The sequence below is a fragment of the Paenibacillus sp. J22R232 genome, from assembly GCF_056269165.1.
Map to the genome: position 1 here is coordinate 472,210 of NZ_JBWDNK010000004.1, position 14,580 is coordinate 486,789.

General features: G+C 50.1%; 13 protein-coding genes. 12 read left to right on the top strand and 1 reads right to left on the bottom strand.

Going from position 1 to position 14,580, the window contains the following annotated elements; genetic code table 11:
• Positions 1-107: 107 nt before the first annotated feature.
• The 11 genes from murA (at position 108) to AC0YN3_RS16045 (ending at position 11,244) form a co-directional block, all read left to right on the top strand.
• Entirely contained in the window at positions 108-1,514 is a 1,407-nt protein-coding gene (gene murA, locus AC0YN3_RS15995) for a UDP-N-acetylglucosamine 1-carboxyvinyltransferase (RefSeq protein WP_475776008.1), read from the top strand.
• Positions 1,515-1,880: 366 nt separating this feature from the next.
• Positions 1,881-3,389: an efflux RND transporter periplasmic adaptor subunit gene (locus AC0YN3_RS16000; protein WP_475776009.1), complete on the top strand. Its 1,509-nt coding sequence runs from the start codon at positions 1,881-1,883 to the stop codon at positions 3,387-3,389.
• Positions 3,386-4,153: an ABC transporter ATP-binding protein gene (locus tag AC0YN3_RS16005; RefSeq protein ID WP_475776010.1), complete on the top strand. Its 768-nt coding sequence runs from the start codon at positions 3,386-3,388 to the stop codon at positions 4,151-4,153. The genes AC0YN3_RS16000 and AC0YN3_RS16005 overlap by 4 nt, the downstream gene beginning before the upstream one ends.
• The gene (locus tag AC0YN3_RS16010; protein ID WP_475776011.1) at positions 4,095-5,285 is read left to right on the top strand and encodes an ABC transporter permease; all 1,191 of its coding nucleotides are present in this window, start codon (positions 4,095-4,097) and stop codon (positions 5,283-5,285) included. Before AC0YN3_RS16005 ends, AC0YN3_RS16010 begins: the two co-directional genes overlap by 59 nt.
• 123 nt (positions 5,286-5,408) lie before the next feature.
• A complete protein-coding gene (gene spoIID, locus AC0YN3_RS16015) occupies positions 5,409-6,602 on the top strand; it encodes a stage II sporulation protein D (RefSeq protein WP_475776012.1) in 1,194 nt (397 codons plus the stop codon).
• 82 nt (positions 6,603-6,684) lie between these two features.
• The gene (locus AC0YN3_RS16020) at positions 6,685-7,428 is read left to right on the top strand and encodes a peptidoglycan DD-metalloendopeptidase family protein (protein WP_475776013.1); all 744 of its coding nucleotides are present in this window, start codon (positions 6,685-6,687) and stop codon (positions 7,426-7,428) included.
• Positions 7,429-7,601: 173 nt separating this feature from the next.
• Entirely contained in the window at positions 7,602-7,889 is a 288-nt protein-coding gene (gene spoIIID, locus AC0YN3_RS16025) for a sporulation transcriptional regulator SpoIIID (protein WP_053373789.1), read from the top strand.
• A gap of 123 nt (positions 7,890-8,012) precedes the next feature.
• Positions 8,013-9,011, top strand: a complete 999-nt coding sequence (gene mreB / locus AC0YN3_RS16030; RefSeq protein ID WP_475776014.1) for a rod shape-determining protein MreB — start codon at positions 8,013-8,015, stop codon at positions 9,009-9,011.
• Between the two features lie 165 nt (positions 9,012-9,176).
• Positions 9,177-10,040 carry a flagellar hook-basal body protein gene (locus AC0YN3_RS16035; RefSeq protein ID WP_475776015.1) on the top strand — a complete coding sequence of 288 codons (864 nt, stop codon included), beginning with the start codon at positions 9,177-9,179 and terminating at the stop codon, positions 10,038-10,040.
• A 30-nt stretch (positions 10,041-10,070) separates the two neighbouring features.
• On the top strand, positions 10,071-10,913 hold the full coding sequence (locus AC0YN3_RS16040; protein WP_475776016.1) for a flagellar hook-basal body protein: 843 nt from the start codon (positions 10,071-10,073) through the stop codon (positions 10,911-10,913).
• A gap of 16 nt (positions 10,914-10,929) precedes the next feature.
• Positions 10,930-11,244, top strand: a complete 315-nt coding sequence (locus AC0YN3_RS16045) for a DNA-directed RNA polymerase subunit beta (RefSeq protein WP_475776017.1) — start codon at positions 10,930-10,932, stop codon at positions 11,242-11,244.
• 124 nt (positions 11,245-11,368) lie between these two features.
• On the opposite strand, the gene AC0YN3_RS16050 is transcribed toward AC0YN3_RS16045, so the two are convergent.
• A complete protein-coding gene (locus AC0YN3_RS16050; RefSeq protein ID WP_475776018.1) occupies positions 11,369-13,579 on the bottom strand; it encodes an Ig-like domain-containing protein in 2,211 nt (736 codons plus the stop codon).
• A 245-nt stretch (positions 13,580-13,824) separates the two neighbouring features.
• Here AC0YN3_RS16050 and AC0YN3_RS16055 point away from each other — a divergent pair, with 245 nt between their 5' ends.
• Positions 13,825-14,358, top strand: coding sequence for a CDP-alcohol phosphatidyltransferase family protein (locus AC0YN3_RS16055; RefSeq protein WP_475776019.1), 534 nt, complete (start codon positions 13,825-13,827; stop codon positions 14,356-14,358).
• Positions 14,359-14,580: the final 222 nt, after the last annotated feature.

The window sequence follows — 14,580 nt, forward strand, 5'->3', positions numbered from 1 at the left end:
GTCGTTTCATGTAGTTGAGTGATAAGATGAAGTTTGGGTAAAATGAGCTATTCTAGAAAATACACGAATATGTAATAGAAATTGCAGTTCGCGGAGGGAACCATAAGATGACCAAAATTATCGTCCGCGGAGGCCAGCGTTTGAAGGGAACGGTCCGTGTCAGCGGAGCAAAAAATGCAGTACTCCCCATTTTAGCGGCCTCATTATTGGCGACAGAAGGAGACAGCGTCATCCATGACGTACCCCTCCTCGACGACGTTATGACGATTCAGAAAGTGCTAGCCTCTTTAGGCGCACAATTATCCTATAATAATGAAACAATGCGCATTACCGCGCAGGCGATTACGTCTTTTGAAGCTCCTTACGAGCTTATTCGCAAAATGCGTGCATCCTTCCTCGTCATGGGTCCGCTTCTTGGCCGTATCGGGAAAGTAAGAATTTCACTGCCTGGAGGCTGCGCAATCGGGACTCGTCCGATCGATCAGCATTTGAAGGGCTTTGAAGCGATGGGCGCGGAGATTACGCTTGGCCATGGATTTATTGAAGCCAGTGTGAAAAACCGTCTAAAAGGCGCCAAAATTTATTTGGATGTGGCCAGCGTAGGCGCAACCGAAAACATTATGATGGCGGCTGCTTTGGCTGATGGCACAACCATTCTTGAGAATGCTGCCAAAGAGCCGGAAATCGTTGATTTAGCCAATTATATCAATGCGATGGGCGGCAAGGTGCGCGGCGCAGGTACGGGCGTGATTCGTATCGAAGGCGTGGACCATATGTACGGAGCCGTTCATAATGTCATTCCTGACCGCGTCGAGGCGGGAACCTATATGATAGCTGCTGCTATTACAGGCGGTGACGTATTCGTTGAAGGTGCCATTGCGGACCATTTGACGCCAGTAATCTCCAAGCTGCAAGAAATGGGCGTTGAGATTACCGAGAGCGATAACGGCATTCGTGTGCAAGCAGGCCCCGTGTTGAAATCGGTTGATGTTAAAACGCTGCCGCATCCCGGTTTTCCAACGGATATGCAATCGCAGATGATGGCGCTTCTGCTCGTGTCGGAAGGCACAAGCGTGGTGACGGAGACGGTATTCGAGAACCGTTTCATGCATGTGGATGAATTTCAGAAAATGAACGCCCAAATAAAGGTTGATGGACGAACAGCGATTGTCAGCGGAGGCTTGCCTCTTACAGGAGCGAAAGTATGCGCGACTGACTTGCGGGCAGGCGCGGCGCTGATTTGCGCGGCATTGCGCGCAGATGGCGAGACGGAAGTGACGGGCCTGCACCACGTAGACCGCGGGTATGTCGATATTACCGGCAAGCTGGCTGCTCTAGGCGCGGATATTTACCGTGTGGAGGCAGAAGAGGAGCATGCTCCTGCGGCATCGCTCGCTCGCGAGGCTGCTCCGGCAGTCGCGGTCTCGGCAGTCATATCAGAGGTCGAAGCGGCAGTGCCATTTAAGCGTGAGAAAGAGGTAGCTGTCCTCAAGATTCAGCCTACCTGGGCGTAACGGTCCGCTTCGTTGCAAGGAGTTGAAAGAAGCTGTTTCAAATAAGCCTTCACGGGCCTATCTGAAACAGCTTCTTTTTATTTATGGTGCTTGAATGGCGATTGCTCGTCATGGCTGCTCGATTATAAGGAAGGGTTCAGCATGGTTTCTTCTTTGTCTAGAAGAGGGAACCATGTTTTTTTGCAAATATATGACCTTATAGGTTTCACGCGATAACGTATTCTTCTATTTCTACGAGAAACGGATACCCTCCGCTTGCAGAGGACGGCGAAGCCGTATCTTCTTACGTGTGCTTGTTCATCTTCCGTTCATTTTAGGATGCTATATTCTAACTTACTTAGACCAATGGAGGGTGGATGCAAGCGAATGAAGAAATGGACGATAGGAATCAGCATCGTATTGATTTTGGCGGCTGCAGGTGCAGGGGCCTATTATTTTTATTTTGCACAAGAAAAAGCAACTGCTAGCGTGACGCCAACTTCGCAAACGGTAGCTGCAACAAAAGGCTCGATCCTCAAGCAGATCAGCGGAACAGGCTCCGTAGCCGCAAATTCGCGTGAAACGGTAACAGCAGGAAAAAGCGGGACGATCGCCACGGTCAATGTGAAGGCTGGGGATAAAATCAAAGCCGGCCAAGTTCTCGTAACGTTCGAAGCGGCTGAAGATAATGAAGATAAAATTACGTCGATTGAAAAAAGCATAACAAAGCTGAAGGAATCCATAGAGGGCTATCAGGAAAGCTATAAAGAAGCGACAGGAACGGAAAACGAAGAGGCGACCAAACAATCCCTCCAAAAAAACATGGAGGATGCGAATACGGAGATTGCAGATTACGAGGATGAATTGCAAGATATTTATGAAGAGCAGGCAAAAGAAGAAAAGGTTGTCTCGGCCTCCATCGATGGGGAGGTTACCGAAATGACGATCGAAGTAGGCGATGAGGTTAATGCAAATACGACAGTAGCGACCATCGTAGATTATTCGAAGCTGGAGTTTGTCACTTCCGTAGACGAGCTTGATATTTCGTTAGTTGAGGTGGGTCAAGCCGTCGATCTCTCATTAAGTGCGATTACGGATCATACGGTCGCTGCAACTGTATCCAAAATTGCGATGGAGGGAACCTCAAGCAATGGTTCTTCTGCCTTTGACGTGAATATTCTCCTTAAGGATATTGAAGGCGTGAAGGCAGGGATGTCGGGCGAAGCAGCGATTACGATTGCATCAAAGGAAAACGTCGTGCTCGTTCCCGTGAATGCGGTTGTCGAAATGGGTGCCAAATCGTTCGTTCGCGTGCCAAGCGAGAACGGCGAAGCTTCTGCTGCTGGCGGTGAGCAGGGAACCGCTCCAGCTGGTCAAGCGGGCAGCGCGCCTGGAGGGCGTACGCAAGCAGGCCAAGGAACGGGTGAGGCGGCTGACGGGCAGCAAGGGACTGCGCCGTCTGGTCAAGCAGGTGGAGCAGCTGGCGGGCAGCAAGGGACAGCACAGTCTGGTCAAGCAGGTGGAACAGCTGGCGGGCGGCAGCAAGGAGGCCAAGGCATGGGGGCTGCTGGCAGCGGCGGCTTTGCAGCTGGAGGTCGTGCAGGCGGTGGAAGAATGATGGGCGGGCTTGAAGGTCAGCTTGTTGAGGTGACCACAGGGTTAAGCGATGAAAGCTTTGTTGAAATTGTCAATGGGCTGAAGGCAGGCGACAACGTGCTCGTACCAATCGCCCAAGGTACAGCTGGCATGGGCTCCGATGCAGAGGAAACGATGCAGCAAGGCTTCCCGGGCGGAGGCATGGCTTTCCCGAGCGGGGGAGGCGGAATGGGCATGGGCGGTGGAGGAATGAGCGGCGGAGGCGGCATGCGAAGCACAACTGGCGGTGGTTCGCGATGAGTACGCCTGCAAATGTTCCACTAATTGAGATGTCCAATATAACGAAGTCCTACGTTATGGCACGAGAGAAGACAACGGTGCTGCATGAGGTGTCGCTCAAGGTTGCCCATGGTGATTTTTTGGCTATCGTGGGGCCGTCGGGGTCGGGCAAGTCGACATTAATGAATATTATCGGCTGTCTGGACCTGCCGACAGAAGGCAGCTATAAGCTGGAAGGGCTTGAAGTAACCGGGCAAAGCGATAACAAGCTGACGGAAATGCGCAATAAAAAGATCGGCTTTATTTTTCAAGGCTATCATCTGCTTCCGAAGCTAACGGCGCTTGAAAATTGCGAGCTTCCGCTCATCTATAGGGGGCTTTCGGGCAAGGAGCGCAAGCTGCGAGCGATGGATGCTCTGGAACGTGTCGGCCTTGGGCAGCGCATGCACCATCGCCAGAGTGAGTTGTCCGGAGGGCAGCAGCAAAGAGTTGCCATCGCACGGGCGCTGGCGACTAACCCGCCTATGCTGCTGGCAGACGAGCCGACGGGTGCGTTGGATTCGAAGACAGGCATGGAAGTGCTTAGCATGATGGAGGAGCTGAACCGGGCAGGACAGACCATTGTACTGATTACGCATGATATGGAAGTCGCAAAGCTGGCTAGCCGTACGGTTATTATTAGAGACGGGGTGTTGACCGAGCAGGCGCAGGAGAGGAGGGGCAGTGATGAAACTTACGCAAGGCTTCAAGATGGCAGTCAAGAGCGTATTGTCCAACAAGCTTAGAACGATTCTTTCCATGCTGGGCATACTGATTGGCGTTGCGACGGTTATCGCTCTTGTGGCAATGGGGAAGGCTTCCTCCAATGAAGTGGCCAAGCAGGTATCTTCTCTGGGCAGTCCCAATTCGCTTTCCGTTACGATTCTTGGCCGCGGCACGGTTACGACGCTATCTGTCGATGAGGCAAATGAGCTTGGCGACGTTTCGAATATAGCGGGCGTTGCTCCTGTAACTAGCGCGACCGGCTACGCGAAGTATGGGAAAACGCAAGTGTCCGTAACCGTGGAGGGCATTACTGCGGCTTACGAGGAGGTTAAGGATTTCCCTGTGCAGGATGGGAGATATATCGCTTCCCCGGATATAAAGAACAATACGAAGGTAGCGCTGATCGGCGTGGCTACGGCGACTGATCTGTTCGAGGATGAGGGCGAGGATCCATCTGCCGCAGTCGGCAAAAAAATTACGATCAACGGGTACAATTTTACCATTGTCGGCTTGCTCGAATCGCAAGGCAGCTCGTTGACTGGCTCGAACGACGAGAAAATTCTAATTCCCGTCACGACCGCGCAAAAGATATTTCAAACGAGCGGCGTGTCTACCATTCATTTAACCGTATCGGAGACGAGCCTCATGGATCGTACGGTTACTGCAGTTGAAGCGGTTCTCTATGAGAAGTTCAGAGGGAATGAAAATGCTTACCGGGTGCTTAATCAAGAGGAAGCGATGGAGACGCTTAATTCGGTGAATGAGACGATGAATAGGCAGCTCATTTACGTAGCTATTATTTCGTTGATTGTCGGCGGTATCGGCATCATGAACATTATGCTCGTATCCGTCACGGAGCGAACGAGAGAGATCGGCATACGCAAGTCGCTAGGGGCGAAAAAAAGGGATATCCTATTCCAGTTTCTCGTCGAGGCCGTATGCATAAGCGGTCTTGGCGGAGCACTAGGCATCGGGCTCGGCTACATCGCTTCTTTTATTATAGGAATGGTTATGAAAACGGAAACGGAGGTTCCGATAGATACGGTGTGGCTGGCATTTGTCTTCTCTGCGTTTGTCGGCGTCATATTCGGTTATTTGCCAGCAAATAAAGCGGCAGGCCTGCGACCCGTTGACGCCCTTCGCCATGATTAGACTTTTGGAGTTCTACCCTATCATTCGCACTCATAGAATGTACCATTAAGGTCGGTTTGAGAGAGAGGGGAATAGCTGTTCCTTTCCTATCTATTCTTGCCGGCCAAAATGGAAGGAGAGCTCATGAAGCGAAGGATTGGGAGGATTTCAATCGTTTCCGCAATCGATCGGTTACGGACAAGCAGGTGGCTGGTTTTATTTGCAATTGGCGCTATGTTAGGTGCTTCCGTTCTTTTAATAAGGCTCTCGCTGCTTGAACTGCAGGACGCGCGCGCAGCTCCGGGGACGCGGCCAGCTGCAATGCAGCAGGGAACGGTAACGGAGCTGCCTCCTCTGAGGTCGCTGGAAGCGGAAGGCAGTCAGATCCCTTCTCATGAAGTTAACCCGCAGAAGCCTGATCTGGCTGCCCCGAGCAATACGCAATCGGAAGATCTTAGCACGCTAGACGGACTTGTTGTGCATGTCTATTTGGCTAAGGAAAAACGAGTAGAAAATGTACCGTTGGAAACGTATGTCAGAGGAGTCGTGGCGGCGGAAATGCCTATCGGGTTCGAGCTTGAGGCGTTGAAGGCGCAGGCCATTGCTGCACGGACCTATATCATGAGAAGACTGGTACACGGGGATAACAGCGGGGTGCCTGCAAAAGGCGCAGACGTGACCGATACGACCGATCATCAGGTATATGTTTCGCTTGCGGAACTGGCACGAAAGTGGCCTAAAGCAGACCTTAAAAAGAACATGCAGAAGCTCAATTCGGTCATTGCTCAGACGCGAGGGAAAGTCATTACCTATAAAGGCGACCCGATCGATGCGGCTTTCTTTTCCACGAGCAACGGGTATACCGAAAATTCGGAAGACTATTGGAACCAAGAAATTCCCTATCTGCGAAGCGTGGCAAGCCCGTGGGATGAAACGATATCTCCAAGATACAAGGAAACGGTCAATCTGACCTTGGATGAATTCTATCGCAAGCTGGGAATAGCGAAAAAAGGCTTTGCCAAATCGGGCATTCGTATAGTAGAGAAGACGGCAGGCAAGCGGATTAGCAAAATCGTCATAGGGGGAACGACCTTCACGGGACGGGAAGTGAGAGAGAAGCTAGGCCTTGCATCCTCTCAATTTACTTGGCGCATGAAAGACGGATCTATTGCAATTACGACCTATGGATTCGGGCACGGCGTTGGGATGAGCCAATGGGGAGCCAACGGCATGGCCAAAGCTGGCGCAAGCGATGATGAAATTGTGGCACATTACTATTCTAGCGTTCAGGTAGAGCAAGCAACCAAATTCTCGGAAATACTTGCTGGCCGCTTCTAATTTGAACTCTTTCAATATTTCATGATTGCCTCACGTATAAACCTAGCAGATCTGGCAACAATGGCTAGTGAGGTGATAGAAAATGAATGATCAAAATCAAAGCAAACCGAAGCAAAGACCAGAAGAAACTCCCAAAACGAATCTGGGAGGAGCGTCTGCCGCCAAATCTAGCAGTGGATGGAAGAACCTTTTTGCAAAGCGATGGGTTTCTCCAGCAATCTTCATGGCCGCGGCAGCAATTATTGTAACCTTAATGTGGATCTATCAGGGAACGGATCAAACGACTCCTACAACAGGTAAAGCCGATTCTACTGAAGTTTCGCAAGAGGGTACGACTGAAACGCAAGGCAAGGGTGACGAGGCAGTTGAGGTTATCGCAGGCAATGAGGCTATCAAATGGCCAGTCGCAAGCATAGAGGCGCTGCAGGTAGAGCTGCCGTTCTATGATGAGAAAGCGACTGATGAAGAACGCGAGGCAGCACTCGTACAGGTCGGAGATACATTCACTCCGCATATGGGCGTTGACTTCGTTGATCCAAGCGGCAAAACGTTCGACGTGCTTGCGGCACTCTCCGGCAAGGTTACTTATGTGAAGACGGAACCGACCAATGGCAATGTCATTGAAATTACGCACGAAGGCGGTTTGGTGACTGTTTACCAAAGCGTAACCGAGATTGCCGTTGAAGAAGGCGACGATGTCACGCAAGGCACGGTCATTGCCAAAGCTGGTCGGAACGACCTTGAGCGTGACCTTGGTATCCACTTGCATTACGAAACACGCAACAATGGCAAGCCGGTTAATCCGAGCTCATTGATTGCCGAATAAGATTTTTCGAAAAAATAGGACTTTAGACGTACAGGCAGGGAGTAAATCCCTGCCTGTTTTACGTTTTTATGAAAATTTTTTCACATTCCGGCCTGTCAGGCTTGACCACAACGAATATATACCCGGCCCACTCATATAATGTACCAAACTATCTCGAGTAGGGAGGCGGGAACGTGCACGATTACATTAAGGAGCGAACCATTAAAATAGGCCGCTGCATCGTGGAAACGAAGCACACGGTGCGTACGATCGCAAAAGAGTTCGGTGTGTCCAAAAGCACGGTACACAAGGACTTAACTGAGCGGCTTCCTGAAATAAACCCCGATTTGGCCGATCAGGTTAAGCACATTCTCGAGTACCACAAATCGATTCGGCATTTGAGGGGAGGAGAAGCGACTAAGATCAAATACAAGAAAACGAGCACGAAGAAGCGGGAAGTACTCGCTGCTGGAAAGTTATGAAGTTTTTTCTCGAATTATAGAGGAAATTTGTCTTTTTTGGCGAATAATAAACGTTAGCGGTTTCTGTGTCAAGGGAACCAAACGTACGTTTGTAATTATTATTCGTTGGGGGACTTAAGCCTTATGTTGAGCAAGGATATTGGGATTGATCTTGGTACGGCAAATGTGTCTATTCATGTGAAAGGTAGAGGCGTTGTGCTGGATGAGCCATCAGTAGTCGCGATTGAAAGCGATTCGAAACGCGTGCTGGCTGTAGGCGAGGAAGCTCATCGCATGGTGGGCCGAACGCCGGGCAATATCATAGCGATTCGACCGCTGCGCGACGGCGTTATTGCCGATTTTGAGATAACGGAAATTATGTTGAAGGCGTTTATTGATCGTGTCGAGGGACGGAAGTGGTTTAGCCGTCCCCGTATTCTTATTTGCGCGCCAACCAACATCACGTCAGTTGAGCAGAAAGCGATTCGCGAAGCTGCGGAGCGCAGCGGCGCGAAGGAAGTATTTCTTGAGGATGAGCCTAAAGCTGCCGCTATCGGAGCTGGCATGGATATTTTCCAGCCTAGCGGCAATATGGTTGTTGACATTGGCGGGGGAACAACGGACGTAGCCGTGTTGTCGATGGGCGATGTCGTTACTTCCTCCTCCATTAAAGTCGCGGGGGATAAGTTCGACGATGCGATCATGAAGTTTATCAAAAATAAGTACAAGCTGCTTATTGGCGAGAGAACAAGCGAGGATATTAAAATCAAGATCGGCACCGTGCTTGAGGGCGGCCGTCAGGAAGAAATTGATATTCGCGGCCGTGACATGGTGTCGGGCCTTCCTCTCACGCTTACAATCCGCTCGGGAGAAGTGCGCGAAGCACTTTGGGATTCCGTTATGACGATCGTTTCGGCAGCCAAAGCCGTGCTTGAACGCACGCCGCCGGAGCTGTCGGCAGATATTATTGACCGCGGCGTTATTCTGACCGGCGGAGGAGCTTTGCTTGGCGGGCTGGATGCGCTTCTTGCAGAAGAATTGAAGGTGCCGGTGCTTATCGCCGAGGATCCCATGCACTGCGTGGTAAAAGGCACGGGCATTTTACTCGATAACTTGGACAAGCTCGGGAAGAAGCGAAGGTAGAAGCGACCGAAAACAGTAGCATTTGCGCGGGTAGGGAGCCTTAGGGGGGCGCAGCCGAGGCGTAAATGAGTCATAGGTCGCATGGACAAGCTATTCAGGCAGCCTTGCTTCCAACCGATAACATATATAGTAGGTTTGTTGGAAGCATTTGGGGAGGTAACAGTGATGTTAAGAGGCTTGTATACAGCTGCATCGGGTATGATTTCACAGCAGCGCAGACATGATACGGTAACGAATAATATTTCGAATATAAACACGCCCGGTTATAAACAGACAAATGCGGTAACCCGTTCGTTTCCAGAAATGATGCTGTCTTTAACGGGAGCGGGACAAGAGAATTACAAGCAAATCGGCAAATTGACAAACGGCGTTTTTGCGGAAGAAAGCTTGTCCATTCATTTGCAAGGCGATCTGACTCAGACGAATAACTCGTCCGACTTTGCGCTTCTCTCCAACATTGAGCTGAACGGTCTGTCATTTGACGCATCCGGCAAATATGTGGATGCGAATGGCGAGGTAACGTATCAGCCGCAAGCCTTCTTTACTTTGCAGGATCAAAACGGCGAAGTGCGTTACACGCGCGGCGGTAAATTTACGCTTACAGAAGAAGGGTTTCTCATGGGTAGCGACGGCTCCAGCGTGCTTGGTACGAATGGACAGCCCATCCAGATGCCTGCGGGCGTAGGGCTGGATCGGTTGATGCTGACCAGCGACCAGCGCTTCGTGGATGCCGATGGACAGGACATCGGCGTGCAGCTGCTGATCAGCCGCGTGGACAATCCGAACCAGCTGATCCGTGAGGGGAACGGCAGCTTCCGCTTCGGGGAAGAAGAAGGCGAAGCGGTCGCAATCGCTCCTGGGGAGCGTATCGAAGTAAGGCAGGGCTATATCGAGCGCTCGAATGTTGATGCCGCTCAAGCGGCGGTTGACCTTATGTCTGCGCTCCGTGCGTATGAAGCGAATCAGAAGGTCATACAATTCTATGACCAAAGCTTGAGCAAGGCTGTAAACGACGTAGGTCGCGTGTAACAACAGGTTAAAGCAGCGGAGGTGTAATACATGAACAGTTCAATGATTAATGCCATGGTGTCGATGAACGGACTACAGCAGAAGCTTGATCTTCTAGCCGACAATATTGCGAACGTGAACACGGTGGGGTACAAGCGCAAGGAAGCTACTTTTGAAGACTTGCTGACGAACCTTAGGACACAGCCGGATGCGTTCAGTCAGCCAGGGCGGAAAACACCCATGGATTTCACGCAGGGCTGGGGCTCTCGCATGACGATGGTGCAGCCTAATTTATCGCAAGGCCCCATGCAATTGACGGACAGGGATGCAGACATTGCCATCGAAGGCAACGCCCTGTTTGAGGTGGAAGTAGACGATGCGGGCAACCGCGCTTATACGCGCAATGGGGCGTTTCAGTTGACGGTAGGGGCAAACGGTGATACGATTTTGGCAACGGAAGACGGCTATCCGGTTGTGGCTAACGTACGTGATCCTCTCACAGGCAACGTAACGGAAGGCAATATTGTAGTGCCGCAGGGCTATAATCTTCGTGTTAACTCGGACGGAACCGTACTTGGCGTTTCTTCAGAACGAACGATTGAACTCGGCAGCATCAAGCTGCTTCAAGCATCCCGTCCCGCGGCATTGACTGCAGTCTCCGATAATTTGTTTGTTGTCGCCGGCGGCATTGACGCTGGAGATGTCGTCCAGCAAATCGTGCCGGATTCGGAGAATAACATCGTATTGCGCCAGGGATATCTGGAGCAATCCAATGTTCAGCTGACGGATGAGATGACCGAGCTTATTAATGTGCAGCGCGCTTATCAATTGGCAGCCAGAGCGTTATCGTCAAGCGATACGATGATGAGCCTCACGAACGGGCTTCGCGCATAAAGATAGGATGATGTAGATGAGTATGGCCGATGAACGAATGGACCGCGAGCAAAGCGGGTTCAAGAGTACAGCGGAAGAGGGCAGGTCCGTCAGAAAGAAGCGTGAAACTCGCGTGAAGGCGGACAAAAGCTCTGATAAGAAGCAACGCTCCAAAGGCTTGGGCATACTGCTGTGGATTTTGCGTAAAAGCATCGTCCCAGTCATTATGGTTATTATGCTGGTGGCAGGCCTTTATATCGGTTATGTCGTCGTCGGCAAGCAAGCGGAGGCAGATGTATTCAGCTGGGCAACGTGGCAGCATCTCTATGATCTAATATTTGCTGAATCTTAATCCATATGAAAAGGGTCATCCCTGAAGCGGCAAAGTCCGCCTCAAGGATGACCCTTATTTCATGAGCAAGGGCTACCCCTTAGGCGCGATGCAGCATGCAGCGCCTAGGGATAGCCCTTATTCATTATTTAACGGTTACGCGTATCGTTACGCTCTTGCCTGCGTACGTGGCTTTAATCGAGGCTGAGCCTTTGCTGATCGCTGTAATCTTCCCATCAACGACGGTAGCGACACTTGCCTTGGAAGAGGTCCAAACCGCGTTTTCGGTAACGTTGGCCGGATTCCCGGTCGTGAAGTTAGCTTGCAGCTTAGCGGAATAGGTTCCGCCTGCACTCAGCTGTACCGATTTGCTGGAAAGAAGCAGAGATTTGAGCTTCGGCACGACAACGACGGGTACGGTAACAACTTTCCCCTGGTAAGACCCGGTAATCTTAGTTGTTCCGACTGCAACGCCTTTAACAGACGTGGTGCTGACGGTTGCAACGCCCGAATTGCCGACTTCCCAATTCATTTTGGAACTGAGTGAAACCTGCTTGCCGCTCTTATAGTAGCCTGTGACCTTCACCGATTTGGTTTTGCCTGGATACAGTTCGATGGAGATGGGATCGACGACAAGCTTGATGATTTCCTCTTCGACTTTAATCTTGACGGACACGCTTTTGGTTAGGTATGTGGCGGTTAACGTAAGGCTCGCTACATCCAATCCCTTCATCGTGGTTTCTTTAATGACGATATCCTCTGATGTCGTTTTCCATTTGATTTTGCTGGAGACATCCTCTTCTTCTCCGTCTTCGTTGATCACTTTTACGGTAGGAAGAGGCGTATCTTTTCCTAAAATAATGCTAAGATCCTTTACGTCTGCGATCAGCTTAAGCGGCTTCACATGAACGGTAAGCTTCACTTCTGCTTTATAACCTTGCAACGACGCAGTGAGGGTAGAATCGCCAAGCTCTTTAGCGGTCCATTGCCCATCCTTAATCGTTGCCACTTTCTCGCTCGAGGAAGTCCAAGTTACGATTTTGGAGACATCGATCTTCGTTCCGTCAAAGATCGTTGCCATCACTTTAGGAAGGTCACCGCTGATGCCGTTATAGCCATCAATCGTTTCCGTTTCGATGCTTAGCTCGGAAATGCTAGGATAGACGGTAATTTCAATGCTGCGGCTAACGCCTTTATGGCTTGCGGTTATTTTGGTTGTGCCTACTGCTCTAGGCGTTACCAGCCCTTTAGATACGGTAGCGACAACGACGTTCGAGGACGTCCATTCCGCATCGTCAGTGATAGGTAAAGTCTTGCCGTCATTGTCTTGAACCTCTGCTTTAATTTGGATAGCCTTATCCTGCAGCAGCATATGGAATTCTTTCTCCGGCGACAGCTTGATTGACTGGTAAGCTGCACGAACGACAACATCGATCGTTGCCGACACGCCTTTGTAGGAGACGGTAATCGTCGTTTTTCCGGCGCTTACCGGCGTTACAACGCCTTTTTTGACAGTTGCGATTTTTTCGTTGGCGCTTACCCATTTGGCAATATCCGTTATGGATTCTGTACCGCCGGTTTTTGGAGCGGCAGAAGCGGTCAATTCGATATCATCATTGCCGATTTCGAGCTGAACCAAATTGCCGGATGCTCCGGCATCAATGGCAATGGATTTATAAGGTGAAGTGACATTGAGTATGATTGTGTCAGACTTGCCCTTTAGCTTGGCAGTGATCGTCGTTGAGCCGACGCCAAGCAATGTAATGACGCCTTCATCCACCGTAGCGACTGCGGAGTTTGAGGTTGACCATACGGCATCGGTAGTAACCGTTTTGGAATCGGAGCCTTTTGTTCCGCTTAGCGTCAAAGCAAGCGATTGGCCGATTTCGATGTCCTTGGATGCAGGAGCCGTAATTCCGTCGTTCTGCATAAGCGTAACGGAATCATACACATAATCAGATGCTGCTTTAATCGAAATGGTAAAGCCTTTATAAGTAGCGCTAATCGTCGCGGTTCCCTTGCCAACGCCGGTTAATACGCCTTTCTCTACTTTCACGAGCGCAGTATTGGATGATTTCCAGGTTACGTCTGAAGTAACTTCCTTCTTGTTGGATTGGCCGGAAATGTTGGCGAATACGGTTAAATTAACTTTGTCATCCTCAACGAATGTTTTTAATGATGATGTGCTGTCGTTGTAATCGTCGGAATCATAAGAGAATTCGATGCTGGTTACCGTATCTTCAGCTGCATACGCAACGCCTGCTGCCGTGGTCATGATCATGGCAAATGCAAGCGCGGCTGCCAGCCACCTGCGAGTTTCTTTGAACGACATGTTAAAGCGTAAACTTAAATTCACTACATCCCTGTCCTTTCTGATTTAAAGTAAATGTTATTCTATTAATAACGGATATCAGAGGAGGAAAATGAATAACAAAGGGAAAAACTGTTATTTTAATTTTTGTAAACCTATAGGAAAGAAGTCCGTTTTAAAGGAAGGTTGGCATTTGCGGCGCAAGGATGGTTTTATTTTTACGGATGGTAGTTGTATAATAGTTGGGAACCATGGTGGACAGTTCGTTATAGGTAGAGGAGCGTGGAAGTTTGAATCTGCCGAATCTCTTAACATCATTGCGTTTTGTCTTGATCCCCGTCTACATAGCGGTGTTCATAAAGGGACATATGATTCCTGCATTTCTGATTATGGTTGCCGCGGGTGTGACGGATATTCTGGACGGTTACATCGCACGCAGAAGCGGCCAGGTCACAATGGTCGGAATTATGCTGGATCCGCTCGCTGACAAGCTCATGCTTATTACGGTTATCGTATCGTTGCTGATTTCCGGCCATATTTCATGGGCTGCCGCTGCAGCGATGTTTTTGCGCGACTTGGGCATGATAGCTGGGGGAATGTTTTTTCATTTTCGTGGGAAAAAGACCGTGCCAGCCAACTGGATGGGCAAACTGACTACCGTGCTGTTTTACGCGGCAATCATGCTTATTTTCTTCGAGGCACCACATGCGCATTCGTATTTGTGGGCGGTTATTGGGTTCTCTTTCGTGACTTCCATTGTATATATCGCAATGTTTAAGTCATTGAATAAGCCGCTGGCAGAAACGCCTGTCGGACATTCGTAAACTTCTGAGGCAACTACATATCAAGCGTAAACGGGTGTATCTACCTACGGCGGCGAAAGCTCGTTTCGCGGACCTATATAAGTACATTTATAAGCGTATCCGTATAAATGCTTATATACGAACAAAGAGGCTTGGCGGAGGACACTTCGGGTCCAAGCAGCCAAGCCTCTTATCTTAACCTTCATAAACTGCAGTTTTATGATGGATATGTATAGTGTCGTA

What these genes read in the sequence shown, in the direction of transcription:
- murA (WP_475776008.1), top strand. Translation starts at nt 108, where the DNA reads ATGACCAAAATTATCGTCCGCGGAGGCCAGCGTTTGAAGGGAACGGTC.
- AC0YN3_RS16000 (WP_475776009.1), top strand. Translation starts at nt 1,881, where the DNA reads ATGAAGAAATGGACGATAGGAATCAGCATCGTATTGATTTTGGCGGCT.
- AC0YN3_RS16005 (WP_475776010.1), top strand. Translation starts at nt 3,386, where the DNA reads ATGAGTACGCCTGCAAATGTTCCACTAATTGAGATGTCCAATATAACG.
- AC0YN3_RS16010 (WP_475776011.1), top strand. Translation starts at nt 4,095, where the DNA reads ATGAAACTTACGCAAGGCTTCAAGATGGCAGTCAAGAGCGTATTGTCC.
- spoIID (WP_475776012.1), top strand. Translation starts at nt 5,409, where the DNA reads ATGAAGCGAAGGATTGGGAGGATTTCAATCGTTTCCGCAATCGATCGG.
- AC0YN3_RS16020 (WP_475776013.1), top strand. Translation starts at nt 6,685, where the DNA reads ATGAATGATCAAAATCAAAGCAAACCGAAGCAAAGACCAGAAGAAACT.
- mreB (WP_475776014.1), top strand. Translation starts at nt 8,013, where the DNA reads ATGTTGAGCAAGGATATTGGGATTGATCTTGGTACGGCAAATGTGTCT.
- AC0YN3_RS16035 (WP_475776015.1), top strand. Translation starts at nt 9,177, where the DNA reads ATGTTAAGAGGCTTGTATACAGCTGCATCGGGTATGATTTCACAGCAG.
- AC0YN3_RS16040 (WP_475776016.1), top strand. Translation starts at nt 10,071, where the DNA reads ATGAACAGTTCAATGATTAATGCCATGGTGTCGATGAACGGACTACAG.
- AC0YN3_RS16045 (WP_475776017.1), top strand. Translation starts at nt 10,930, where the DNA reads ATGAGTATGGCCGATGAACGAATGGACCGCGAGCAAAGCGGGTTCAAG.